Origin of the sequence: Rhodococcus sp. MSC1_016, from assembly GCF_023667485.2 — a bacterium.
GTDB lineage: Bacteria > Actinomycetota > Actinomycetes > Mycobacteriales > Mycobacteriaceae > Rhodococcus_F > Rhodococcus_F oxybenzonivorans.
Genome location: NZ_JAMOZI020000002.1, coordinates 485,744 through 509,718, shown reverse-complemented (window position 1 = coordinate 509,718; position 23,975 = coordinate 485,744). Strand labels below are relative to the sequence as shown.

23 protein-coding genes and 2 pseudogenes are annotated in these 23,975 nt (G+C 66.5%); 8 read left to right on the top strand and 17 right to left on the bottom strand.

The genetic code is table 11. The annotated features are described in order from the left end of the window. Positions 1 to 37 precede the first annotated feature (37 nt). The 3 genes from L1080_RS34690 to L1080_RS34680 all read right to left on the bottom strand — a co-directional run bounded on the left by L1080_RS34690 (position 38) and on the right by L1080_RS34680 (position 3,295). Positions 38 to 1,105 (bottom strand): potassium channel family protein, encoded by a 1,068-nt coding sequence (locus tag L1080_RS34690; protein WP_250776771.1) that lies wholly within the window; start codon positions 1,103 to 1,105, stop codon positions 38 to 40. A gap of 155 nt (positions 1,106 to 1,260) precedes the next feature. Continuing rightward, positions 1,261 to 1,926, bottom strand: a complete 666-nt coding sequence (locus tag L1080_RS34685) for a potassium channel family protein (RefSeq protein WP_250776772.1) — start codon at positions 1,924 to 1,926, stop codon at positions 1,261 to 1,263. Continuing rightward, positions 1,919 to 3,295, bottom strand: a complete 1,377-nt coding sequence (locus tag L1080_RS34680; protein WP_250776773.1) for a TrkH family potassium uptake protein — start codon at positions 3,293 to 3,295, stop codon at positions 1,919 to 1,921. The genes L1080_RS34685 and L1080_RS34680 overlap by 8 nt, the downstream gene beginning before the upstream one ends. On the opposite strand from L1080_RS34680, the gene L1080_RS34675 reads away from it, so the two are divergent. Beyond that, entirely contained in the window at positions 3,282 to 3,521 is a 240-nt protein-coding gene (locus L1080_RS34675) for a hypothetical protein (RefSeq protein ID WP_208963957.1), read from the top strand. The two genes, L1080_RS34680 and L1080_RS34675, sit on opposite strands and share 14 nt — an antisense overlap. A gap of 272 nt (positions 3,522 to 3,793) precedes the next feature. Here the strand turns inward: L1080_RS34675 and L1080_RS34670 are convergent, their stop codons facing one another. Continuing rightward, a complete protein-coding gene (locus L1080_RS34670) occupies positions 3,794 to 3,988 on the bottom strand; it encodes a hypothetical protein (RefSeq protein ID WP_208963956.1) in 195 nt (64 codons plus the stop codon). 423 nt (positions 3,989 to 4,411) lie between these two features. Between L1080_RS34670 and L1080_RS34665 the strand changes: the two genes are divergently transcribed. Further along, positions 4,412 to 4,786 (top strand): hypothetical protein, encoded by a 375-nt coding sequence (locus L1080_RS34665; RefSeq protein ID WP_250776774.1) that lies wholly within the window; start codon positions 4,412 to 4,414, stop codon positions 4,784 to 4,786. Between the two features lie 644 nt (positions 4,787 to 5,430). On the opposite strand, the gene L1080_RS34660 is transcribed toward L1080_RS34665, so the two are convergent. The 3 genes from L1080_RS34660 to L1080_RS34650 all read right to left on the bottom strand — a co-directional run bounded on the left by L1080_RS34660 (position 5,431) and on the right by L1080_RS34650 (position 8,462). Then, entirely contained in the window at positions 5,431 to 5,697 is a 267-nt protein-coding gene (locus tag L1080_RS34660) for a hypothetical protein (RefSeq protein WP_250776775.1), read from the bottom strand. Between the two features lie 1,363 nt (positions 5,698 to 7,060). Then, positions 7,061 to 8,032, bottom strand: coding sequence for a hypothetical protein (locus tag L1080_RS34655; RefSeq protein ID WP_250776898.1), 972 nt, complete (start codon positions 8,030 to 8,032; stop codon positions 7,061 to 7,063). A 148-nt stretch (positions 8,033 to 8,180) separates the two neighbouring features. Further along, complete coding sequence (locus L1080_RS34650) at positions 8,181 to 8,462, bottom strand: hypothetical protein (protein ID WP_250776899.1); 282 nt, start codon at positions 8,460 to 8,462, stop codon at positions 8,181 to 8,183. Here L1080_RS34650 and L1080_RS34645 point away from each other — a divergent pair. The 3 genes and pseudogenes from L1080_RS34645 to L1080_RS34635 all read left to right on the top strand — a co-directional run bounded on the left by L1080_RS34645 (position 8,450) and on the right by L1080_RS34635 (position 9,565). After that, positions 8,450 to 8,641, top strand: a complete 192-nt coding sequence (locus tag L1080_RS34645; RefSeq protein WP_250776894.1) for a glutaredoxin family protein — start codon at positions 8,450 to 8,452, stop codon at positions 8,639 to 8,641. The genes L1080_RS34650 and L1080_RS34645 overlap by 13 nt on opposite strands. 30 nt (positions 8,642 to 8,671) lie before the next feature. Continuing rightward, a pseudogene (locus tag L1080_RS34640) lies at positions 8,672 to 8,902 on the top strand (hypothetical protein); the annotation flags it as partial. Between the two features lie 321 nt (positions 8,903 to 9,223). Next, positions 9,224 to 9,565 carry a histone-like nucleoid-structuring protein Lsr2 gene (locus tag L1080_RS34635; RefSeq protein WP_250776895.1) on the top strand — a complete coding sequence of 114 codons (342 nt, stop codon included), beginning with the start codon at positions 9,224 to 9,226 and terminating at the stop codon, positions 9,563 to 9,565. A gap of 447 nt (positions 9,566 to 10,012) precedes the next feature. Here the strand turns inward: L1080_RS34635 and mihF are convergent, their stop codons facing one another. Then, a complete protein-coding gene (mihF, locus tag L1080_RS34630; protein WP_208963953.1) occupies positions 10,013 to 10,324 on the bottom strand; it encodes an integration host factor, actinobacterial type in 312 nt (103 codons plus the stop codon). A 163-nt stretch (positions 10,325 to 10,487) separates the two neighbouring features. Here mihF and L1080_RS34625 point away from each other — a divergent pair, with 163 nt between their 5' ends. From L1080_RS34625 to L1080_RS34615, 3 genes are all read left to right on the top strand, one after another. After that, a complete protein-coding gene (locus L1080_RS34625) occupies positions 10,488 to 10,805 on the top strand; it encodes a hypothetical protein (protein ID WP_250776776.1) in 318 nt (105 codons plus the stop codon). A gap of 106 nt (positions 10,806 to 10,911) precedes the next feature. Then, the gene (locus L1080_RS34620) at positions 10,912 to 11,742 is read left to right on the top strand and encodes a ribbon-helix-helix protein, CopG family (protein WP_250776777.1); all 831 of its coding nucleotides are present in this window, start codon (positions 10,912 to 10,914) and stop codon (positions 11,740 to 11,742) included. 96 nt (positions 11,743 to 11,838) lie between these two features. Then, the gene (locus L1080_RS34615) at positions 11,839 to 12,045 is read left to right on the top strand and encodes a hypothetical protein (protein ID WP_250776778.1); all 207 of its coding nucleotides are present in this window, start codon (positions 11,839 to 11,841) and stop codon (positions 12,043 to 12,045) included. A gap of 148 nt (positions 12,046 to 12,193) precedes the next feature. On the opposite strand, the pseudogene L1080_RS34610 reads toward L1080_RS34615, so the two are convergent. The 9 genes and pseudogenes from L1080_RS34610 to L1080_RS34570 form a co-directional block, all read right to left on the bottom strand. After that, positions 12,194 to 12,558, bottom strand: a pseudogene (locus tag L1080_RS34610) (ferritin-like domain-containing protein); the annotation flags it as partial. Next, positions 12,510 to 13,376: an NmrA family NAD(P)-binding protein gene (locus L1080_RS34605; protein WP_250776779.1), complete on the bottom strand. Its 867-nt coding sequence runs from the start codon at positions 13,374 to 13,376 to the stop codon at positions 12,510 to 12,512. The gene L1080_RS34605 and the pseudogene L1080_RS34610, both read right to left, overlap by 49 nt. A gap of 4 nt (positions 13,377 to 13,380) precedes the next feature. Further along, entirely contained in the window at positions 13,381 to 15,330 is a 1,950-nt protein-coding gene (locus L1080_RS34600; protein WP_250776780.1) for a hydantoinase B/oxoprolinase family protein, read from the bottom strand. Beyond that, on the bottom strand, positions 15,327 to 17,429 hold the full coding sequence (locus L1080_RS34595) for a hydantoinase/oxoprolinase family protein (protein ID WP_250776781.1): 2,103 nt from the start codon (positions 17,427 to 17,429) through the stop codon (positions 15,327 to 15,329). The genes L1080_RS34600 and L1080_RS34595 overlap by 4 nt, the downstream gene beginning before the upstream one ends. A gap of 180 nt (positions 17,430 to 17,609) precedes the next feature. Then, complete coding sequence (locus L1080_RS34590; RefSeq protein ID WP_250776782.1) at positions 17,610 to 18,266, bottom strand: SRPBCC family protein; 657 nt, start codon at positions 18,264 to 18,266, stop codon at positions 17,610 to 17,612. Next, positions 18,263 to 20,764 carry an aerobic carbon-monoxide dehydrogenase large subunit gene (gene cutA, locus L1080_RS34585; protein WP_250776783.1) on the bottom strand — a complete coding sequence of 834 codons (2,502 nt, stop codon included), beginning with the start codon at positions 20,762 to 20,764 and terminating at the stop codon, positions 18,263 to 18,265. Before cutA ends, L1080_RS34590 begins: the two co-directional genes overlap by 4 nt. Next, entirely contained in the window at positions 20,761 to 21,405 is a 645-nt protein-coding gene (locus tag L1080_RS34580) for a (2Fe-2S)-binding protein (RefSeq protein ID WP_250776784.1), read from the bottom strand. The genes cutA and L1080_RS34580 overlap by 4 nt, the downstream gene beginning before the upstream one ends. 2 nt (positions 21,406 to 21,407) lie before the next feature. After that, entirely contained in the window at positions 21,408 to 22,319 is a 912-nt protein-coding gene (locus L1080_RS34575; RefSeq protein ID WP_250776785.1) for an FAD binding domain-containing protein, read from the bottom strand. 76 nt (positions 22,320 to 22,395) lie between these two features. Next, positions 22,396 to 23,823, bottom strand: a complete 1,428-nt coding sequence (locus L1080_RS34570) for a uracil-xanthine permease family protein (RefSeq protein ID WP_250776786.1) — start codon at positions 23,821 to 23,823, stop codon at positions 22,396 to 22,398. Between the last annotated feature and the right edge of the window lie 152 nt (positions 23,824 to 23,975).

Sequence of the window (23,975 nt, the reverse complement as noted above, 5' to 3'; positions counted from 1 at the left end):
ATGCAGAGGTATCTGCTTATGAGGCATTCGTGGTCGCTCAGTCGTTCACATGCCGGATGTAGAGCAGGTTGTCGCCGGCCTCGATTGCCTCCACCTCGGGGGTTCCGCTGCGCAGCAACTGTCCATCGCGCACCACACCGAGGACGATGTCGGGCAGCTGCCGCGGTGACTCGCCGACCTCGCCGGGTTCGACGGGGCGTTCGGCGATCGCGAAACCGGCCTCCGGGGTGAGGAGATCCTCGATGATGTCCACCACGGTCGGGGTGATGGTGGCCGCGCCGAGCAGCCGGCCTGCGGTCTCGGACGAGACGACCACGGTGTCGGCGCCGGACCGGCGCAACAGGTGAGCGTTGTCGGCTTCGCGTACCGAGGCGACAATCTTCACGGTGGGTGCGATCTCGCGCGCGGTGAGCGTCACCAACACCGCGGTGTCGTCGCGGCTGGTGGCCACGATGATCGACGACGCGTGCTGCGTGCCTGCCAGCCGGAGGACGTCCGACTGAGTTGCCGACCCGTGCACCGTGACGAATCCCCGCTCGCTGGCGGTCTCGAGGATCGTCGGATCGGTATCGACGATCACGATGTTCGAGGGGTCGGCGCCGTCTCCGAGCATCGCGTCGACGGCGGCGCGGCCCTTGGTGCCGTAGCCGACGACGACGGTGTGATGGCGGGTGCGGCGCCGCCACCGCTGAATCTTGAAGCTCTGCCGGGAGTTCTCGGTTAGCGCCGCGAGGGTGGTGCCGACCAGCACGATGAGGAAGAAGATGCGCAGCGGGGTGACGATCAGGACGTTGACCAGCCTGGCTTGCGCGGTGATCGGGGTGATGTCGCCGTAGCCGGTGGTCGACAACGACACTGTCGCGTAGTACACGCAATCCAATAACGAGAGCGGGTTCTCCTGCACGTCGCGGTAGCCGTCGCGGTCGAGATATACGATCAGGACCACCGCAGCCAGGGCGGCGAGTGCGTAGCCGATCCGCCGGGTGATGGCACGCCCGGGACTGCCGTGTAGCTGCGGTACCCGCAGAATCCCCACCAGCGCGAAATCGGGGCGTTCGGTGAGCACGTCGGATCGACGCAGCCGTGCGTGCAACCTGCCGGGCATCGCTCGATCACCCCGTTCTCGTCGCTGGTCTCCGGGCGGAGCCTACGCGCCGACAGCCGCCGGGACTCGCTCACCGGACTATCAGGGCGCCACCGCAACATCCTCCGCCCCGGTCCCTGGGCCAGACCACGGATCGGGCGAGAAGCGACACGAGGTCACGTCAGTTCGCTGAATCGTTCGGTGTCACGCACCTGACCGGAGACGATGATGGTGTCACCGGGTTGGATGACCGTGTCCGCGGTGGCATAGGTGAAACCCTCGCCGGGACGTTTGATCGCCACCACCGTGACCCCGTAGGTGGAGCGGACGGTGGTTTCGCCGAGGCGCTTCCCGATGACGGTGGCGGGTGGGGTGGTTTTGACCATGGCGAAGCCGTCGTCGAATTCGATGTAGTCCATCATCCGGCCCCGCACCAGATGCGCTACCCGCTTGCCCATGTCGTGTTCGGGGCGGACGACGTGCTGCACACCGATCTGGTGGAGGATCTTCGCGTGGGCGTTGCTGATCGCCTTTGCCCACACGTTCGGCACCGCCAGGTTGATCAGCGCCGACGCGGTGAGCAGGCTGGCCTCGAGGTCGGAGCCGATCCCGACCACGGCCCGGTCGTAGTCGTGCACTGACAGTTGACGCAGTGATTCCTCGTCGGTGGTGTCGGCGACGGCGGCGTGGGTGAGCCGGTGTGAAATCTTCTGCACCACCGCCTCGCTGGAGTCGATGCCGAGCACTTCGGTGCCCTGTTCCATCAGTTCGAGGGCGAGGGACTTGCCGAATCGGCCCAATCCCAGCACCACGACGACGTCGGAGGACGGTTTCCTAGCCAATGAAGGGCCTTTCTTCGGGGAGTTCGTAGCGGCGGTCCCGCTGGCGGGCGGCGAGCGCGCTGACGAGGGTGATCGAGCCGATCCGGCCGAGGTACATCAGGCCGATCAGGATCAGTTGGCCCCAGACGGGGAGTTGCGCGGTGATGCCGGTGGACAGCCCCACGGTCGCGAACGCGGAGACCACCTCGAACAGCAGCACGTTCAGGTCGAAGGCGGTGCCCGCCAACAGGACGATGGTTGGGACCATCACCAGCGCGACGCCGATCAGCGCGACCGACAGCGCCTGCCGCTGCGCCCGCGGTGCGATCCGCCGGTCAAAGATGGTTACCGATCGATCGCCGCGGACTTCGGCGACGATCGCGAAGAGCAGCAGCGCGAAGGTGGTGACCTTGATGCCGCCGGCGGTGCCGCCGCTGCCACCGCCGATGAACATCAGCACGTCCGTCACCAGCAGGGTCGCCGGATCCATCTGGGCGTAGTCGACGCTGTTGAAGCCTGCGGTGCGCGGCATGATGCCCTGGAACGCGGCGACGAGCAGTTTCGCCCCGAGATCGTGCCCGCGGAGCGTGTGGCCCCACTCCAACAGCAGCACCAGTGCCGGGCCGAGCACCAACAGGATGGCGGTCACCGTGACGGTCAGCTTTGTGTGCAGGCTCCACCGGCGGGAGGTGCCGCGCACGCGCCGGCCGACCTCGAACAGCACCGGGAATCCGATGCCGCCGAGGATCACCGCGGCCAGCAGCGGCACACAGATGAAGGGGTCGTCGGCGAAGCCGATGATGTTGTCGCTGTAGAGCGCGAAGCCGGCGTTGTTGAACGCCGAGATCGCATGGAATATCCCCAACCACACAGCCCGGCCGAGTGGTTCGTCGTAGCCGAGGGCGAACCGGGCCGCCAGGCACACGGCGGTGACCGTTTCGATGAGGATGCTGATCCGGATCACCCCGACGACCACGCTCCGTACGTCCCCGAGACCGGACGCGCGGACCTCGGCGGCTGCGTTGAGCCGGGCCCGCAGCCCGATCCGGTTGGCGAGCATGAGCCCGACCACCGAGGCCATCGTCATGATCCCGAAGCCACCGACTTGGATCAGCCCGAGGATGACCCCCTGCCCGAACCCCGACCAGTGGGTGGGGGTGTCGACCACGACCAGCCCGGTCAGGCACATCGCCGACGTCGCGGTGAACAGGGCATCCACGAACCCGGTCTCCGCTCCCGGTTGGCTCGCCGCCGGAAGCAGGAGCAGCCCGGTTCCGAGCGCGATCGCGGCCGCGAAGCCCAGGGCAACCACCCGGACCGGGGTCAGGGTCGCTCGTGCCGCTGCCCGCCGCAGCGGGGTGTTCGGCGACGCGCCGGTGCGAGAAGTCACGAACAGCAGGGTAGACCCGGACGTCGCCGTCCTGGCGTTCGTGTCCAAGGCTCCCGATGCACCCCGCGGAAGGATGGTCGTCGTGATGGAAACCGGCAGTGCCAGCCTGGACGAGGTGTGTGATAGTTGGGGAACTGCGATTTCTTCGACACCCTCCGACGAAGGGGCAGCCGCAGCCGTCAAAGACGCCAACAAAGCGGGCTGCGACATAGCGATCGTCGAGTAGTTTCGATGGTCGAACCAGAAACTCGATGGTTGTCACGCTCACCCCTGTGAAGGGTGTACGTGGCTTCGGTTTACGAGAGGTCCTCCTCCCGGAAAGCGGCCCATGACAGTGGGCGGGGAGAAAGACTCGAGAAGCAGAGATCCGGCCGAGAATGTGAACGCATTCCAGGGCGAACCCCTGTCTGAGGAAAGTCGCGACAACACCAGCGCAGCCGTAGACGTTCCGGCCGTACTCGCGCGCCCGCCCGACGGGCCGAGCTCCGGGCCTGCCGGTCATACGGACTCCATCTCGGTCCTTCCTGCACCCAACCCGCCTGGTGCTGACCCCGTATCCCGGTCGGGGTGTCCGGTCAGGTGTGTGGTGTCTAGGTCGATGTTCTCCTGGACCGGGTCGAGTCCGATCTGGAGCCACCCGGCCGTCACCGTGAGAGTGCTCGAGTCGAGTTTGTGATCCAGTAGCGCGGACATGTGCGGTACTGGATTGCCGAGCAGGTACGGGGCGACCTGGTGACGGGGAGGTACGGGTCCGCCTCACACTCGAGATACCCGGCACGCACCCGCACGCACAGGTAAGAAAAGCTTCCGGAGAAGTCGTCGGGGTTGGTCAGCGGGCGGGTTTCGTGGGGCGCGAGTTCGGCACACAGGCTGGTGGCCTATCTGGCACGTGTGCCCGACGCTATTTGGCAACAGCAACGGATCGGTCAACGTGGTCGGTTATTCCTTTATCTTCCTCGCGTCGCTCCGCGATGCGGTGCTTGCACGACGTGGTGGCACCCCACGAGCTGTCGGAGGACTATCGGGTCATGGGCAGACACCGGTGGCCGGCGCAGCCACCACCGACCACCGGCGGCAGACGGGCACGGCCCCAAGGTTCTCGCCGACCTGCACTGTGTGCGGCTTCAGCTCTCGGAGATCATCGCCTACCCCTCCGGGATGCAGATACGCTTGGCGCTGACCGCCACCGAGATCTGCGCCGAGATCGCCCGCCACGAAACCCGCGCCCTGACCAATTGCGACGACTTCTCCGCCCAGTGGTCATATCTGACCGTGACCATCGGAGTCGACGACCTCTCCGGTGAGGCAGACCCGTACTACCCGCTGACCACGAACACCGGGGTGGGGAAAGGCATGGAGTACCGCACCGTGCCCCGGTACTGGATTAACACCCTCCCCACCTCCGGAACCATCACGCTGATCGCCGGATGGCCACAGATCGGGCTCGAACCCGTCACTACCACCGCCGAGGTCGGAGAGCTCGCCGAATAGTCACCAACGCCTGAGTGGGAAACGGCCTGCCGGGACAGAGCAGTCGGTCCAGTGGGTTTCGGGTCCGTGCGGGTCCGTGCACAGCCGAGTGTGGGAATCTCGCCACTACCCGCCCTGTCGCGTCATGGTCGATGACATGCGACGGCCTTCATCTGCTCCAACGACCGCCGGCCGCAACGGTGCCGAGGCGAACTGCTCTGTGTAGGCCACAACGGTCTAGACATTTTTTAATTATCTGTTCGTCCAGGACGGCTGATGATCGAATGTCCAAATGGGAATTGGTCGATCGTTCGAATCGATAAACCCGAAAGATATTCCGCGCCGTGAAACGATTCGGGATTTTCGGCGATTTGCAAGTAAGCGCGGATCAACGGATCCCGTGGAAATGTAACAAGGGTAAGGAGTGACTTCTGATGGGCTCTGCAGGTATTGACTTCAGTGTCGCATTCGACGCTTTCCTGAAGTGGTTGAGCGTCACCTTCGGCGGTGGCATCGGCATCGGCTGACCGCTCGGGGCCTAGTTCCAGGACGGCAGCAGCTCGACTCACCAGCACAGTGGGAGCCGGGCCGCTGTCATGCTCTGCAGTTCCGCGAATCCGGATCGCCTCGGATAGCATTCATCCTTCAAGGGGGCGCCGGGTGACTCATCCGGCGTCAGGAAACTGGTGGGTGACCTGCTCGTTTTCTCCCGCGGTCGGGGCGGCGGGGGCGCAGCTGCCTAGTTGCCATTCGGTGTTGGCAACGCCTGGCCCACACAGGTGGCCGGTGGCCAGCGCCCTCTCGATGCGGCACCGGACAGCGCTTTCATGGGCCGGGTCGACGGCGAACACGACCCGGATCCGGACCTCCACGCCGTCACGGGCCGCGTGTGCGGTGCGGTGCCAGCGAGCAGGGCCGCTGACGGCCCTCATGAGTGCAAAGCGCGGACGTCACCGCGGCCCCGGGGGCACCGATATCAGCCTCCGAAGTCATGAACAGAACAGCTTGGTGCGCGAACACGCTCCGCATACCTCACAGTGTCCTCCCGGGAGGTATTCCTGTCAGGGACGATCGGCGCCGAAACCCTCGGTCAGAAATCGCATCCCGGCGGCACGTGAGCGTAAATTCGGCCGTTGCGATTGGCCGCGGTCCGCGCGTATATTGGAACTCGCGGATCGAGAGAGTAATCGGTAACGATGAAAGACTCGAGAAGCAGAGATCCGGCCGAGAATGTGTACGCATTCCCGGCCGAACCCCTGTCTGAGGGAAGTCCCCACAACACCAGCGCACCCGCCGACGTCGTACTGCCGTCCCGCACCCGCGCCCGCGCCCGCCGACGGGGCTTCGGGATTCGTGCCTATGTTGATATTCTCCTGGACCGGTTCAAGTCCTTGTGCCTGCCCCGGGGAACTCGCGTGTGGACTACCTGGCTGCAGCAACCTGTTCTCGCACCGGCGGCGAGGGTCGTCTTCACTGCGTTCGAGCCGGACCTGGATACCCGCGCGGGGATGATCCCGCCGATCTCCGGTTCGGGTGGCCCCAGATGGAGCAGATGCTCGCCCGCGCGACCCTGCGGGATGACCAAAGGCGAAGTGGACGGACTGTGTCCAGCGTGGCCGGTGATGAGGGAACGGCCGCTCCGTGATCAGCGAGTTCCGGGGCGCCGTCGTCGATGCGCTGCTGTCTGGGTCATCCCTGGCCGGGCGGTGGCGCGAGGCTCGATCGCAGCGGGCGCGGATGGCCGAAATCGCGGCGACGCTAGATCGCTTCCAATGGTTGGTCCTCGAGGAACTGGCCGAGGCACGCCGGGCGTTCCAGCACCGAGACCGCCAACCGGGGGAATGCAGAGGTCACGGCGTTCCTTGCGGCCCACGAGCACGCCAGGATGGTCGGTATCCCTGACGAGCGGGCGGTGTACCGCTTGGCTGATCGGATGGCCCAGGCGCGCGACAGACAGGCCTGATGTGGGGCCCAGCGAGTGTGCTGGCTGCGCTAGGAATCGGCCGGGACGAGGTACTTCACTTGGACGCTGAACGGGTAGGTGCCTGGGTTATGGATAGGGTTTGACCGTTGACCATTACCTCTGAGCTGACTGACTGGGCCCATGCCGAAGAACCCTGGGGGGCTGAACGCTCTGTTTATTTATTGGGGTAGGTCCGCGACACCGGAAAGTTCGTAGTGCAGCGTCGGGATACGCACCAATCGGTGTACAAGACGAATCCCGAGCGGGTCTGGAGTTGGACAACTTTCTCTGCGCGAAGCGCGGCAACGCCGACGATTCGTGGTCTGACATACTCACGCCGCGACCTTCGAGACCTCGCTCGCCGGAGACACTTCCTCGACGAGACGCAGCGCACCTCCGATGGCGCCAGCGAATGCGCCGAGTAGGACAAGCAGGGTCAGCGCCGCATTGCCCGGATCTTGGCGGGACGCGCCCCAGGCCTCGGCGTCCACAGCGAGGGTCGTCAACGTGTCTTTGAGCGCACTGGTGAACGTCACGGAGGTGCCCAACCAGATGAGCGTCAGCCCGGAGATCGTGAGTCGCTTCCCCCTGAGTAGACCGACCACGGCTGCGGCACCTGCGACAGCGGACAGGGCCCCCGCTACGAGGAAGACCCTTTGAGCGGTCGTCAGATCGGAGAACATCCCACCACCCCATACCGCCCAACTCAGCTGTTGAAGGGCGAAGATCGTCGCGGCGACGACGAAGACAGCCCCCAGGAGATTCTGCAGGGGACGGGTCTTTCCGGCGCCGTCATGCATGCGGCCACCGTCGGCTACGACCGCCCAGCGGTCGCGCGCGTAGAGAACGAAACCGGCCAACAGTAGGACGGACTGCAGCGCGAAGCCTCCGTACACCAAACCGAATACCCATCCGGCCATTTCGTCGTTGCCGCTGTATGCGTTTCCGCCACCGGTCACCGCTTGGATCACACCGCCCAGCACCGAACCGACTGCAACGGGGACGAGCAGACCGGTCGCAACCCAGACGGGGAAAGCGATTGCGAAGGCAGGGATCTTTCTTCCCCACGAGGCGACCAGTCCGATCGCGATCACGATCGCGACCAGTTCCATACCGGAGGTAGCGAGATTGGCGACCCGGGTGGTGTCGGCGAAACCGGCATCCTCGACGCCGATCGTCCAACCCATGATCCATGCGACTTTCAGCAGAAGATACGGCAGGCATGCCACCACGGTTGCGATGCATATCCCGCCCCGAAGCACGGATACATCATCAGGGCCCGAAGGGCGCACGATCAGGTTCATGACAAACCTTCCGGTCGAATTCGAGTACGCATAAGCGGAATTCAGCAAGATGTCCGAGCCGCTTTTCCCAGTCAATCACCCGCATGCCGTAAGCAACATCGGGGAAGACCCGGAACTCGAACCCTGAGAAGACGTGGCCGGAGTGAGCTCACAGGCCGGGAACGTTCATACGACGGTCAAGCGCTGCAACAGCTTCGGGTACGTACATCGCCCTACGCCGCTGCGGACGCGGCAACAAGATCGATCCGGACCCACCTGCCGTCGCTGCCGACACGATCGAGGGGGAACCCGCGGACATCGCGGTGCGTCGCAGTATGTCGAGGCGCTCGTCGTCGGTCAGATCCGGAGCGACACTTCGCAACAGCACCGCGGCGTCGACAGGAATATCGTTCGCCATCGACGGATCCAGCGGATCGAATCCGTAGGTCATCCGCGCACGGTCTCGATAAAGAGGTGATCGAGTACTCCGTGATCGATCTGGAGGGCGACCCTCGCGCTGTGAACGCTCTTCGGGCGCTTGGCTACAGCCAGGCCCCGGTCGTCATTGCCGGTGACCAGCATTGGGGCGGTTTCCGTCCGGACCGCATCAAAGCACTCGTGGCTGTCTGAGTCCCACCCCACCGACCCGGCCCGCCGAACATGGCATCACGAAAGGACCGCTCAATGACCGCCGCCCTCGCGCTCGTCCCGGATGACACCGCCGTCGACACCGACCAGATTCAGGTCGGCGACATCGACACCAACACGCATACCGATGTCGAGGCCCTCTGCCTGTGCGCTCTCTTGTGGGCGCCAAGCGAGGCTGCGGCCCGGGCTGTCGCCGCCCTCGAGGCTGGAGATTTCGAACGACCCATCCATCGCGAACTGTTCACCGTTATCGCCCGACTCGTGCGCGCCGGAAAACCCCACGACTCCACGATGGTCGCCGCCGGCAGAGGTCAGCAGTCGGCAGCCGTCGTACTTGTTTTCCGCAGCCCACGACCCACTCGATTTACCCTCGGGCGGTGCGCCCAGGGGCGCCAACATCGGAGCAATCAGCCCCCGGTCGGCACCGCTCATCCGCTGATTGTCCGCCCCGACGAGCCGTTATCCATGGTGATTGTCTTCCTGCGCGACAATGAAGCCGGTAGCTTTCGTCGCCGGGGCAGTAGTGTCCTGCCTGGCTGTTCCGAAAGCAGAAGGAGTCCACAGGTGGCGCGGAAAATGGTCGTGGAGCTGGTCGACGACCTCGACGGCACTGTCATCGAGGCCGGCAAGGGCGAGCACATCACCTTCTCAGTGAACGGTGTCGACTACGAGATCGACCTCAAGACGAAGAACGCCCGCGAATTCCTCAAGACGATGGACTTCTACATCGAACATGCCGCCAAGGTCGGCGGCCAGAAGCGTCGCCCGACCGCCAAGGCCGGCTCGGCGCGGTCCCGGTCGCGGGCCCGGGAGGTGCGGGAGTGGGCGGCCGCGAACGGCTACGAAGTGTCCGCACGAGGCCGGATCCCCGCCGAGATCCAGGAAGCGTTCGACGCAGCACACTGACCCCATCTCGACACGAGGCGGCCGCGCCGGCTCACTGGAGAACCGGGCGCGGCCTGAACACGCCCGATACTCCGGAATACCGGGCACGCCTGATCCACGCCTTACCCCAGTCGGTCCCGGTCGACGCGCCGCATCGACGTGAGGGCTCGGGCAATGTGAATCGACGGAGCTGACGCAGGGCGGCAAAGCCAGGTCCCGACCTGGCGCTTCGAGTGCCTCTGACGTGGGAAGCCGCCGGCACCTCGTGGTGTCAGCGGCTTCGTTACCTGCTCGGGCACGCTACGCACTGTAGGTCTGACCCGGTCAGGGTGACGGTGCCCGCCAGTGCGCCTCTCGGCAAGTGGTCGCTCGAAGCGACGATTTTGATGTGGTACCCGGGGCATTGGGTCGAACACCGTCGCGTCCTTCAACGGCGCCGATGGCGCTGATGTTCCGGTCTTTGTCGGGTCAGGCGGTGATGTCGAGGAGTGCTTGACGCTGGTTGGTGCCCAGGCCACCGATCCGGCGGGTGTCAGCGATCGCCAGCTCTTCGAGGATTTGCGTTGCCCGTACCTTCCCGACGCCAGGCAGGGCTTTCACCAGGGCTGACACCTTGGTCTTCTTGACGATTTCGTCCGTCTCCGCCTTTGCGAGGACGCCCGCGACCGTGAGGTCACCGGCCTTTACCGCGGACAGCAGTTCGGTCCGTGCTTTCCGCGCTACTGCGGCCTTCTCCAGTGCTTCTGCACGCTGCTCGGGGGTCATGACGGGCAATGCCATATACGGGTCTCCTCGTTGCTCTCACCGCCCAGGACGGGTTTATTTATCGTGCCAGGTAGAACGCCAGCGCGGCGTGGAAACGAACGGCGACGCCAGCGGCCTGCGCTTCCCTCACCGACCGCTGGCGGCGGCGACCATCACGATAGCAGCTAGGATCGAAAGTGTGTTCGAACGATGGGTGTCGGTCTACGACCCGAAGCCGTGGCGGGTCGTAGACCCACCCCAGCGGATATTGGTCGACGTCTCTGCCGCCATCGCTCACGACGGCGGACGATCCGCGAACGACCTGCCCCTTCGAGTGCGAGCCGAGGGGCTCGACCTGGATGTTCGAGTCCGCGGATTGCTCCGGGCTTGGGGGCGTACCTCCCGGGGAGAATGGCTGGCGGCATGTACGTTCGCAATTCCCACCGGTAACAAGCGGGGGAGTCTCGAAATCACCCAGTGGTGTCCTGCATCGGCGATCACAGCCGAGTGCGAGTGATGGAACGGCTGGCCGATCCCGGGGCACACTCATGCGCACCGGCGGACGAGAAGGACGAGAAGGACGACAAGGAGGAGAAGGACGAGAAGGACGGGAAGATTGAGGGATGACGGAGTCGAGGCCAGGGCGGATCCCGGTGGGCGATCCCATCGCGCTGCGCTTCGACCCAGAGACCAAACACCGACTCGACGCGATGGCCGAGGGCATCGGCCCTCGCCGGTTCGGGGCGCTGATCCGCGTCGCCTGCCAACGACTGATCACCCAGCCCAAAGCCGTCCGCAACCGCCTCGCGGAAGCGCGGCGACTCTCGGCAGTCCGGCGGGCGATCCCGCTGGTCATGCTCACGCTCAAACTGGAACCGGACACCGCGCAGAAGTTCACGGCGCTGGCCGCCGAGTACGACACCACGGTCAGCGCCCTCATGCGGATTGCCCTGCACCGATTCCTGGAAACCCCCGGCCGCTACAAACATCCGATGCTCCGCGAGGCGGAGCGGACCGAACTGTCCGACAAGGTCGAGGTCATGGTCAACCCATCAGCCAAGCAACAAATCTGGCGCCTCGCCAGCCGGCACGGGGACAAGCTCAGCACCGCTCTTCTTCGGGTTGCCCTTCGGCGCCTACTCGACACGCCGGGTGATCTCACCGCAGACCTGGAGCACATCGCACCGTTGCGCGATCTTCGGCCCGAAATCTTCTCCGCCAGGGTAAATGTGCACTTCGACGCCCCACTCCTCGACAAGCTCGACGGGTTGGCCGCACGAGTCGGGTCCGATCGTGCCGAGTTGATGCGTCTGGCTGCGCAGCGAGTACTCGAGGCCCCAGGCATGATCGAACAGGCAGTGAACCACGAGATCTTCCGCAGCGAAAAGAATAGAGCGCATCTCATCGCCCGCCACGCCCGCCGCCAGGCGCGACGCCGCACGCAGCCCGACTGATCAACCGCACACCCTTTCCGCTCCATACGAACTGATCGACCGCAGCAGGTGCGGCGGCTCGACCATGGAACCACAACGAGTAATGGAGGTCAGCGCATGGCAGGTATCGCGTCTAAGTTCGACAAGGCCTATGAAACCCGTCCGATCGAGGAACTCGCCCAGGCCCCGGTCGCCGCGCTCGAGGGGGTGAGTGAGTCCGACGCCGAATATCTCAAGGCGGCGTTCAACATCAAGACCGTCGCGGATCTGGGTACCAACAAGTTCTTCCTCTGGGCGCAGGCAGTCGCGAAACTCGCCGAATAGGCAGGTGCCAGGTCGGGCCGGCAACCGTCCCGCTCGAGCCTGGTTGCAGAGGAATACCCCCGCAGATCCCTCGAGGCTGCGGGGGTATTCGCATGGAACGGGTGTGGGACCGCGGATGCTGCCGGCCCCGGCACCCGCTGCGTCCGGGTCAGGTGAGGCCGGCGACTTCCTTGGCGATCGCGGCCAGCCGGGTCTGCGCGGTGGAGACGACCCCGTGCCGGTTCTTGTTCGCTTCCTCGTAAGCGACGATCGCCCGCACGTCGGCGGGATCGGTGAGTTCCTTCACCGCGGCCACGGCCTGGGAGAAGTTGAGCTCGTCGAAGTCCTCGATCGGCAACTCGCCCGATGCCGGGACACGGGTGGCGGTGCCGGTGCGGACCGAACGCAGGGCGTCGGTTACACCCTCGGCGCCTTGCTGCGGGTGACCTTCTCGGCGGTCTCGAGTGCGGCGTCGCGGCTCGCGGTCAGTATTTTGACCGCGACGTCCCCGGCGTGCGCGCCCCGGCTGGGCAGTTCCCGCTAGGGAGGGTGGTGGGCGGGCGCCCGAGCAGCGACTCGAACATTGCGCTGCCCGCGAGGAATCCGTACCGGTCGTAGAACTCGAACATCGCCGACAGTCGCGCGCGACCATCGTCCGTCAGGTCCCGCCCGTGCCGCGACATCCACTCGTCGACGGACACCTGCTTCACCGACACCGGGCCACCCGCCCGGGCGCACAGGTCCCGCACGCTGAGGGGCTCCGGGCCGCCGAGTTCGTAGGTGGCGCCGTGGTGGATGTCGGGGCCCTCCATCAGCACTCGGGCGGCCACCTCGGCGACGTCCGCGAGTGCGACAAACGAGAACGCCGCGTCGGGACTATAGGGCAGTTCGACGGTCGTCGCCGTGCCCGCCAGCACCGCCCCGAAATTCTCGGCGTAGGCGCACGGCTGCAGGACGGTCCACCGAAGCCCGCCGAACGTCCGGAGTTCGTCCTCGCACCACGCCTTGTCGACGTGGTGGGGCATGAGCGGGGTGTACGGCCAGGCCACGGAGTGGTAGACGAGGTGCTCGACGCCCACCGACGCCGCGGCGCGCATCGCGTTCCGCAGCAGCGCGGGCTCGTCGGGATGGACGTTGGGGGCGATGAAGTACACGCCCCGGCACCCCGACAGCGCCTCGGCCAGTCCCACACCCGTTTCGAGGTCGACGGCGAAGTCGGCGGGACGCCGGGCGGTGTGCACCACCCGGCGTACGTCAGCGAGTCCCTCGAGCGCCGTCACGACGGCGGCTCCGGTCTTCCCCGCGGCGCCGATGACAGCGATCTCGGCGGCGCGAGAGAGTGACTCGGTCATCGGATCACCCGTCGATGAAGTCGAACTCGGCGAACTTCGCGCCGCCGGAGAGACGTTCGTAGCCGGGACCGCGGTCGAAGAAGGGCTCGTCGAGGCCGCGGTCGGCGCGCATCTGCTCGCGCAGCGCGTCGGTGGCGTCGACGTCCGCGACCGGTTCCCCGGTCGACGACGCCAGCACCACACCGTAGTCGGCGCGTGCGCCCTCCGCGGACACCTTGCCCCACAGCACGTCCCGGACGACTTCTTCGATCGGACGGTCGAGCGGGTCACCCCAGCCGCCGCCGCCGGTGGTGCGGATGCGCACTACTTCGCCGGCCTTGATCGGTTCGGCGTCGGTCAGCGCGTCGAACTCGCGCTCGTTCGGGCCGCCGGGGTCGAGGACCACAGAGAACGGATGTCCGGCCCTGCCGCCCTTGACTCCCCAGCAGGACAGGATCGAGCGGTCGGCGATCGACATGAAGTTCGCGTCCTTGAGCATCCGGATGTGCTTTTCGTACCCGAGGCCGCCGCGGTAGCGTCCGGCGCCGCCGGAGTCCTTCGCCAGGCCGAGCTTCTCGACGATGAACGGGAACCGGCTCTCGGTGAACTCGGTCGGCAGGTTCCGTGAGTCGGGCACGACGTGGATGGTGTCCTCACCGTCCGCGTAGTGCCTGCCGCCGGACCCGCCGCCGAGCACCTCCCGCATCAGGTACGAGTGCCCGTCGAAGTCCTCGCCGTATACCCCCGTGTAGCGGATGGTCTCTTGGTCGGCGGGCATGTTCCCGTCGACGGCCTTCGCGACGACGCCGGCGAGCACGCCGAGCAGCCGCAGGATCACGAACGTCCGGGCGTTGGTGGGTGCCGGGAAGATCGGGGTGATCAGTGTGCCCTTCTCCGGGAACTTCATCTCGATCAACGGCACGACACCCTCGTTGACGTCGAGTTCCGCCATCCGCTCGGGACTGTCGGCGAGGTTGCGCAGGATCGGGGCGAGCCATTTGATGAGGAAGTTGCCGTCGGCGTAGTCACCGCAGTGGTTGATGGGGCCCTTGGCCTGCGGTCCGGTGCCGTTGAAGTCGAGGATGAGGCGTTCGCCGCCCTCGTCCTCGGGGCCGGTCTTGGTGAGTGTGATCCGCTGGCGGTGCAGCATGGGTTCGTCGACGCCGTCGTGTTCGGCGTAGTCCTCCCACGTGTACTCGCCCTTGGGGATCTTGCTGAGGATTTCCCGGCGGTACGTCTCGGTGGTCGCGTCCATCATGGCGTCGAAGCAGGCCTCGACGGTGTCGCAGCCGTACCGCTCGAACAGTTCAGTGAGGCGACGGGCCCCCATGAGGCAGGCCGAGCACTCGGCGTCGAGGTCGGCGGCCAGCGCGTCGGGCATCCGCGAGTTGCGGGTCATGATGCGCAGTGCGGCCTCGTTGGGCACACCCTGATTCCACAGCTTGATCGGCGGGACCATCAGGCCCTCCTCGTACACCGTGGTCGCGCCGGATGGCATCGATCCGGGGCAGCAGCCGCCGATGTCGTCGTGGTGGCCGAATGCCTGCACGAACGCGACGACGGACGGTTCCTCCTCGCCCGGCCGGGTGGCGAACACCGGGACGGTGACGCAGAGATCGGGGAGGTGGCCGATGCCGCCTTCGGACAGGTAGACGTCGTTGTGGAAGTAGACGTCGCCGGGCTTCATCGTGTCGAGCGGGAAGTCCCGGGCCACCGGGTGCACCAGCGCCGAATACGAACGGCCCGTGAGCTTCCGGAGGTTGCGGTCGTGGATGCCTGCGCGGAAGTCGTGGGCGTCGCGGATCATGGGGGAGCGGGAGGTCCGCGAGATCGACGTCTCGACCTCCATCTCGACGCTGGCGAGGTAGCCGGCGACGATCTCCACCAGCACCGGGTCGGGTGTCGCGCCGTCGACCGGGGTCAGCCGGTAGGGCTTGACCGCCTGCACTGCAAAGGGTTCGGTGGTGACGGTCATCGGTTCGCTCCGTTCGAGTCGGCGATCTTGGTAATGCGGATGTTTCCGAAGGTGTCGATCCGCGCCCGGAAACCGGGGTGCACGGGGATGGTGGAGCTGAATTCCTCGATCACCGCCGGACCTTCGAGGACGTCGCCCGCGCCGAGCCGGGCCCGGTCGTAGACCTGGGTGGTGACCCACTCGTCGAAGTACGCCGGACGGGTCCCGGTCACGGCGGACTCCGCTCCGGTCCCCGCCGCGATCTCGTTCAGCGTCGGGCGCTTGATCGGGCCGATGCCGCTGACGCGCAGGTTGACCCACTCGACGTGCTGGTGCGGGTCGCCGCGGAAGTCGTAGCCGTACAGTTCCTTGTGTGCCTGGTGGAACCGGTCCGCGGCGTCGTCCATCAACTCCTGCGTGACGGGACCTTCACTGACGGGCACCCGGACCTCGAATGCCTGGCCGAGGTAGCGGAGGTCGGCCGAGCGCGCGTACTTGCGTTCCGCCTCGCCGAAGCCCTCGTCGGCGAGTGCGCATTCGGCCTCGGCGGCGAGCGCGTCCAGCCCGGACTGCAGTTCCTCGATCTTCAACCGGTCGTGCCTGCAGACGTGGGTCTGCACGTAGTCGTTGCGAACGTCGACGGTGAGCAGCCCGAATGCCGACACGTTGCCCGGGTTCAGCGGGACGAGGACGTCCTTGAGACCGAGGATGTCGACCAGCCGGCAGGCGAGCAGCGAACCGGATCCGCCGAACGTCACGAGGGTGAAGTCGCGGACGTCGAGGCCACGCTTGACGGTGATCTGCCGCAGCGCGTTGGCCTGGTTCCACGCCGACACCTCGAGGATGCCGGTGGCGCACGCCTCGAAGTCGAGCTTCAACTGGTGGGCGAGCTGCTCGACGCCCTTGCGGGCCAGTTCGGTGTCGAGGGGGATCTCGCCGCCGAGCAGGTGGGGTGGGATACGGCCGAGCAGCACGTGGGCGTCGGTGATCGTCGGCTCGTTGCCGCCCTTGCCGTAGCAGAGCGGGCCGGGGTCGGCGCCCGCCGACTGCGGTCCGACACGGAGCGTGCCCTCGGGGGTCTGCCAGGCGATGGAGCCGCCGCCGGCGCCGACGGTGACGACGTCGATCATCGGGATCTTCGACGGGTACGCCCCTACCCGACCCTCGGTGGTGAGCACGGGCTCACCGCGGACCACGACGGTGACGTCGGTCGACGTTCCGCCGCCGTCGCACGTGAGGACCTGTTCGACACCCGCGACACTCGCGATGAGCGCCGCACCGAGTGCGCCGGCCGCCGGGCCGGACAGCACCGTCGTGATCGGCTGGTGCACGACCTCCTTGGCGGAGAGCACACCGCCGTTCGACTTCATCACGTAGAACGGGATGTCGCGAGCCTCACCCTCGTCGGAGGAGAACTCGCGCAGCCGGTTCGCGATGTTGTTCACGTAATTGCGGATGTTCGGCTTCACGGCCGCGTCGACGAGCGTGGTGATTGACCGCTCGTATTCGCGGTACTCGCGTAGCACCTGGCTGGAGATGCTCACCGTGGCCTCGGGATATTCCTCGAGGAGGATGTCGCGCACACGGTTCTCGTGGCTCGGGTCGGCGTAGGAGTGCATGAGGCACACACCGATGGTGCGGATGCCGCGCTCGGCGAAGAACCGGGCCGCTTCGCGGACGTCGTCCTCGACGAGGGGGCGGATCTCGCTGCCGTCGAACGCGAGCCGGCCGCCGATGGTGCGGACGCGGTCGGCGGGAACGATGCGGTCGGGCTTGACCCAAAAGTAGGAGTTGCCGTAGCCGTCGGGAACGGACTGGCGGGCGATCTCGAGAACGTGCTCGTACCCCTCGGTGGTGATGAACCCGAGGTTCTCGACCTTCCCCTCGAGGAGCTTGTTGGTGGCGACGGTGGTGCCGTGGCTGACGGCGCCGATCGCGTCGCCGGTCTCACCGAGCTTGGCGAGCACCTTCTCGATTCCGGTGAGGAATCCCTGCGCCGGGTCGGCGGGCGTCGAGGGTGTCTTGGTGGTGACGACGGCTCCGGACTCCTCGTCCACAGCCACGACGTCGGTGAATGTTCCGCCGGTGTCGATACCGACCCGAATCTTTCTGGATTCCACGATTCCTCCTGGGCTCGTCTCTGTAAGGCAATTGCACCGCTTCGGACGCCCGGTTTCTTTGTCACATATCGCCGAACTCACCGGTCCTCGTTCGGCGTTGCCGCGACCGGAGGCCCCCGGACAGACGACAGCACCCCGAACCGGAAGGTTCGGGGTGCTGTGTGACGAGTTGTGGCGGCGTTACTTCGAGCAGGCGCCCCGCACGAGGATGCCTCCGACGAGAACACCGGCGAGGGCGATGCCCGCACCGAGTGCGGCCGACGCGAGAACGGTTGTCGTGGAGGTGCCCTCGGACACCCGCACCCCTGCGGCGGCTGCCGCGGGAACCGGGACCGCCTCCGCGACGCCGGCGACCGCCGGAACCTCGGCCGCTACCGCGGCGGCTTCGGCGGCCGGGATGCCGTTGGCGATCACACCGTCGATGCCTTTGAAGAACACTCCGGCCATCTTCTTCGCGACACCGGTGATCATCCGCTGCCCGACACCGCCGACCATGCCGCCGACGACGGCGTCCGCGTCGTAACTGAGCAGGGTGCCGCCGTCGCGTTCCTCTAGCCGCACCGTCACGTCGGCCTTGACGGTGCCGGGAGCACCGGCACCCGATGCCGTCATCACGAACGACTCGGGCCGATTCTGCTGCGACAGAATCACTTCGCCGTCATAGGTGCCCTTGATGGACGCGACGCCCGCGGTGATGGACAGCTTGTAATGGTTGTCGCTGAGCTGCTCGAGGGATTGCACCCCGGGGATGGTCGCGGCGAGGACCCGTCCGTCCTGCAGGTTGTCGTACACGGCCTCCGGTGGGGCCGTCAGTAGGGCGGTGCCGGCGATTCTCATTCGTTCTCCTTGCTCTGTGACGACGCGTGCGCGAGGCGAAGCTCGAACAACTCGGAAGGGGATATCGGCATGGAGGTGATCGGGATGCCTTCCGCGTCCTCGATCGCTGCCGCGATGACGGCGGACGTCGGGATCACGCCCGCCTCGCCTGCGCCCTTCATCCCGAGGGGATTGAGACCGGACGGGGTTACGGTGTGGTCCATCTCGAGCGAGTCGGGCATCTCGGTGACGAACGGCATCAGGAAATCCATGTACGACGCGTTGAGCATCTGGCCGTGCTCGTCGTAGACGATCCTCTCGTACAGCGCGCCACCGACACCCTGCGCGACGGCACCCATGACCTGGCCCTCGACGATCCGCGGGTTGATGACGTTGCCGCAGTCGTGGATCACGGCGTACCGCCGCACGTGGATCTCCGCCGTCACCGGATCGGTTTCGACGATCGCCGCGTGCACACCGGACGCGAACGTCGACGTCGGCGGCGAGTAGTAGCCGGTGGCCTCGAGCCCGGGCTGTTCACCCTCCCGGACCGGCGGAATCGTCATGTCCGTGTCGGCTTTCGCGAACCCGGTGGCCTGCCGCGACGCGTCGTCGAACGCGTAGCGCAGCGGATTCGACAGCACGGCGACCACACCCAGCGAGATGGACGTGCCCTCGGCGCCGGGCAGTGTGCCGATCTTGCACACGTGCCCCCCGCGCAGTTCCACTTCCGCAGGGTCGAGATTCAGCGCCTCACCGGCGATCGTCCGGGCCTTCTCCGCCACCATCTGCGCGGCCACGTGGAACGCCGATCCGGACATCACGGCGCCGCGAGACGCGAAAGTGCCTACCGCGTAACCGAATCGGCGGGTGTCGCCGGTGACGATCTCGACGTCGGTGACCGGCACGCCGAGGTCATCGGCGACGATCTGCGCGAACGCCGTCTGGTGGCCCTGCCCCTGGGTGGTCAGACCCGTTGCGGCCTTGACCTTCCCCGACGTCTCGACGAGAACGTGGGCGCCCTCGTACGGTCCGGGTCCGGTGCCTTCCACGTAGGCGCCGATCCCGATGCCCACGGCCCGGCCCTCGGCCTTCGCCTGCTTCTTGTACTCGGCGAACCCATCCCAGTCGATGAGCTTCTTCAGCTTGTCGATCCCAGCCTGGTAGTTGCCGGTGTCGTAGATCAGCGGGCGCCCGTCCTGGAACGTGAGGTGGAAGTCGTACGGCATTTCCTCGGGCCGGATGAAGTTGTGTTCGCGGACCTCGATGACGTCCTTGCCTAGGTACTTCGCGATCGCGTCCATCGCGCGTTCCATCGCGAACACGGCCTGCGGTCGGCCGGCGCCGCGGTAGGGCGTCACGATGACGGTGTTCGTGTACAGCGAGTACGCGTCCACCCGGAACGATTTCGGCTTGTACGGCCCGAGCACCTGCGTCGACGTGTTGAGCATGACGATGATGCCGTACGGCAGGTACGCGCCGTTGTCGTGCCAGAACGTGAAGTCGAAGGCGAGGAGTGTGCCGTCGTCGTCGAATCCGACCGTCACTTCCTGGATCTGGCCGCGCTCGTGCGCGCTGGACACGAAGTGCTCGCGCCGGTCCTCGACCCACTTGACCTCGCTCGAGATGCCCGCCGTCCCGAGTTGCCGCGCCGCCCAGGTGACCATGACCTCTTCCGGCCAGGGGTGGACGATCTTGACACCGAAACCGCCACCGACGTCGGGGGCGATGCAGTGGACCTTGTTGTGCGCCATTTTCAGTCGCGCGGCGATGGCCGCACGCGCCGACGTCGACGTCTGCGTGGAGGTCCAGAACGTGAGCGCCTGCTCGTCGGTGTCCCAGCGCGCGTAGACGCCCTTGCCTTCCATCGGCATCGACGCCGACCGCTCGATCTCGAGGTTCAGGGTGAGCCGGTGCGGTGCGTTCGCCAGTTCGGCGTCCACGTCGCCGAAGCCGTGCTGCAGGTGCGCCGCCACGTTGTCGGGGACGTCGGGGTGCACGGCGTTGTCTGCCTGTCGCGCCACGTCGATTCCCACGACCGGCGGGAGCATCTCGTACGTGACGTCGATCTTTGCGCACGCGTCCTCGGCGATGTACCGGTTGTCGGCGACCACCATCGCGATCGCCTCGCCGACGTGATTCACTTCGTCCTTGGCGAGCGGATACCCGTTGCGCGGGGCGGTGATCGCCGGGTGCGGGATGAGCAGGGGCAGATTTTCGGCCATCTCCGGGGAGTCGTCCGCGAGGTCGTCGTACGTGTAGATCGCGTGCACGCCGGGCAGATCCAGCGCCGCATCGACGTCGATCCCGGTGATGCGGGCGTGCGCGTGCGGCGACCGGACGAAGGCGGCGATGAGCGCGTTGTGCCCGAGGTCGTCGAGGTAGCGGCCGTTACCGGAAAGGAGCCGCGCATCCTCCGTGCGGGGAATCGGCTTACCGAACAGCTTCTCGGATTCTGCGGTCTCCGAACCGCTTTCCTTCGTGCGCGCCGGATCCGTGCGGGGTTTCGTGACGCTCATGCTCGCCCTGTCCTTCCGCCGACGGGGTTGGTGGTGCCGCGGACCTTCGGATCGAGTGAGGCGCGTGCCGTCTCGTCGTCCTTGCCGAGCGGGAATTCGCCCGAACGCTCGCGCTTGATCTCCGCGGCGCGTAGCACGGCCGCCCGGATGTTCTGGTACCCGGTGCACCGGCAGAGGTTGCCGGCGATCGCGTCGGTGGCCTCCTCGCGGGTGGGCGAATCGTTCTCCTCGAGGAACGCGGCGATGGTGGTGACGAAACCGGGTGTGCAGAAGCCGCACTGCAGGCCGTGGCAGTCGATGAACGCCTGCTGCACCGGATGCAGGGTGCCGTCGGGTTCGACGAGACCCTCGACGGTGGTGACCTTCCGGCCCTCGAGGCTCGCCGCGAGCACCAGGCACGACCGCACGGGTTTGCCGTCGAGCAGCACGGTGCAGGCGCCGCAGACCCCGTGCTCGCAGCCCACGTGTGTTCCGGTCTGGCGCAGATGGTGCCGGATCGCGTCGGACGCCAGGGTCCGGGACGGCAGCAGCACCGTCTGCGTCACCGCGTTGAGCGTGAACGTCACCGCGACGTGCTGTTCACCTGTATCCTCCTGCAGTTCGGCGAGTTGCTCGTCGATGCTGCGTGTTGCCTTTGCCATTTTCACCTTCCTCCCGCCGACGCGTGCACGGCGGCACCGTCGAGTACTGCATCCTGCGCGGCCGCGAACCCGACCCGGGCGGTCAGGGCGGCGACCAGCTGCGACCGGTACCGCGCCGTGGCGTGGATGTCGGGTTCGGTGTCGATCCGCTCCCTCGCGAACTCGGACAAATTCCGCCACAACGGGTCCCGGTCGTCCGTCGCGGACGCACCCCGCAGCACGTCGGTGTAGTCGACGACCTCACCGAGTTCGCCGGCCGACACGTACGTCATCCGGGCCTCCGCCACCGCGCCGCCCTCGACGCGGACCTGCGCCACGACCCCGACGAGGGCGTAGTCGCCGTGCCTGCGGGCGATCTCGTCGATCGCCGTCCCGACCCCGGGCTCGGCAGCCGGGACCGTGACACTGGTCGCGATCTCGTCGGCCTCGAGTGTGCTTTCGAGCGGCCCGGCGAACAGGTCGGTCGACCGGATCTCCCGGACCCCGCGCACCGAACGCACGGTGATCGAACCACCGAGCAGCGCAAGCACCGCTGGCATCTCCGCGGACGGGTCTGCGTGCACGATGGATCCGACCGTCGTGCCGCGGTTGCGGATGGTCGGGTGCGCGACGAGACGCAGTCCGCGGCCGATCAGCGGCTGCACCTGTGCGGCGCCGCGGTCGGCTTCGAGCACTGAATGGGTGGTCAGCGCGTCGAACGTGACACCGAGCTCCCGTGACGACGACACCGCGTCGAGCCGGGGGATCGATCCGATGTCGACGAGGTGAGCCGGTGCGGCGAGTCGCATCGACAGCAACGGGATCAGCGACTGCCCGCCCGCGAGCACTTTTCCCTCGTGAGCCACGTCCGCGAGGATCTGACAGGCCTCGTCGATCGACCGAGGTCGGTGATAAGTCAGTGGCGACGGTTTCATTCTTCAGATCCTGCCCGTATCGTGCGCTCGACGTTTCGTGAACTAGTGACAAAACTCACGTCCCACCGATGGCAGATCACGTGAGCTGACCGACCCGATCCGGGGCCGTTCCGTCGTCCGCGGTCGGCTTCGGGGTGCGGTCGCCGGCCCCCGCGTCGCCGGCGTCCTTCGGGGCGATGACGCGGCACAGGTGGTACATCCCGATCACCACGATCGTGCCGAGCGCGATGCCGCTGAGGGAGAAACTGTCCGTGAACGTCAGCTCGGTGTCACCGATCGCGATGATCAGGCCGGCGGCGATGGGCATCAGGTTGAGCGGGTTGCCGAAGTCGACGCCGTTCTCCTTCCAGATCTTCGCACCGAGCAGGCCGATGATCCCGTAGAGCACCACCGTGATTCCGCCGAGCACCCCACCGGGGGTCGCGGAGATGACGGCACCGAACTTGGGGGAGAAGCCCAGCAGCATCGCAATGACGCCTGCCGCGGCGTACGCGGCCGTCGAATACACCTTCGTCGCGGCCATGACGCCGATGTTCTCGGCGTACGTCGTCGTGGGCGATCCGCCGACGCTGCTCGCGATCGTGGTGGCCAAACCGTCGCCGATCAGGGCGCGTCCCATCATCGGGTCGAGGTCGGTCTTGGTGATCTCGGCGACCGCCTTGACGTGTCCGGCGTTCTCCGCGATCAGGGCGATCACACCGGGCAGCACGAGGACGATGAACGTGAGACTGAACGACGGCGCGTGGATACCCACGATGCCGTTCGCCTCATCGGAGAACGGCGGCAGCCCGATCCACGACGCCGAGGAGACACCGTCCCAATTGACGCGGAAGTGCTCGGTAACCCCGCCGGCGACCGGGTCGTACGACGTGATCATGCCGGTCGTCAGGTCGAGCACCCACGACAGCACATATCCGAAGAGCAGCGTCAGGAAGATCGCGACCCGCCCGAGGAACCCTCGGAGCGCGACGCTCGCCACCACCAGCACCACCATCACCGTCAACGCGACCCACTGGTCCTGCGGCCAGTACGTTCCGGCCACGACCGGGGCCAGGTTGAACCCGATCAGCATGACGACGGCGCCGGTGACCACGGGCGGCAGGATCTTGAACACCACCCCGCCGCCGAGGAAGTGGATCAGCACGCCGATCCCGGCGAGCACGAGACCCGACACCAGGATCGCCCCGGTCACCTGCGCGGAGGTGCCGCCCTGGGCGCGGATGGCGGCGATGCCGCCGACGAACGCGGCCGACGTCCCCAGGTAGCTGGGAATCCGGCCCTTGACGACCAGCAGGAAGAAGAGGGTGCAGAAACCCGACAACATTACGGCCAGTTGAGGATTGAGACCCATGATGATCGGGAAGACGAACGTGGCCCCGAACATCGAGACCACGTGCTGCCCGCCGAGCCCGATCGTGCGACCCCAGCTGAGCCGTTCGCTCGGGGCGACGACCTCCCCGGGCGCGAAGGTCTTGCCATCTCCGTGCAGTGTCCAGATAGGCATAGGGGGACCTTTCAGACAGGTGACGGTGCAGGGGTGCCGGGCGGCCAGCTTCGATGATGTGCCGCATGTCACAGTTGCACCTCGATAGGAGGGAAACGTTATTACAGCGTCAGCCACCCGGCGTGAGAAGAATCTGCCAGTGCGTGCCCGGC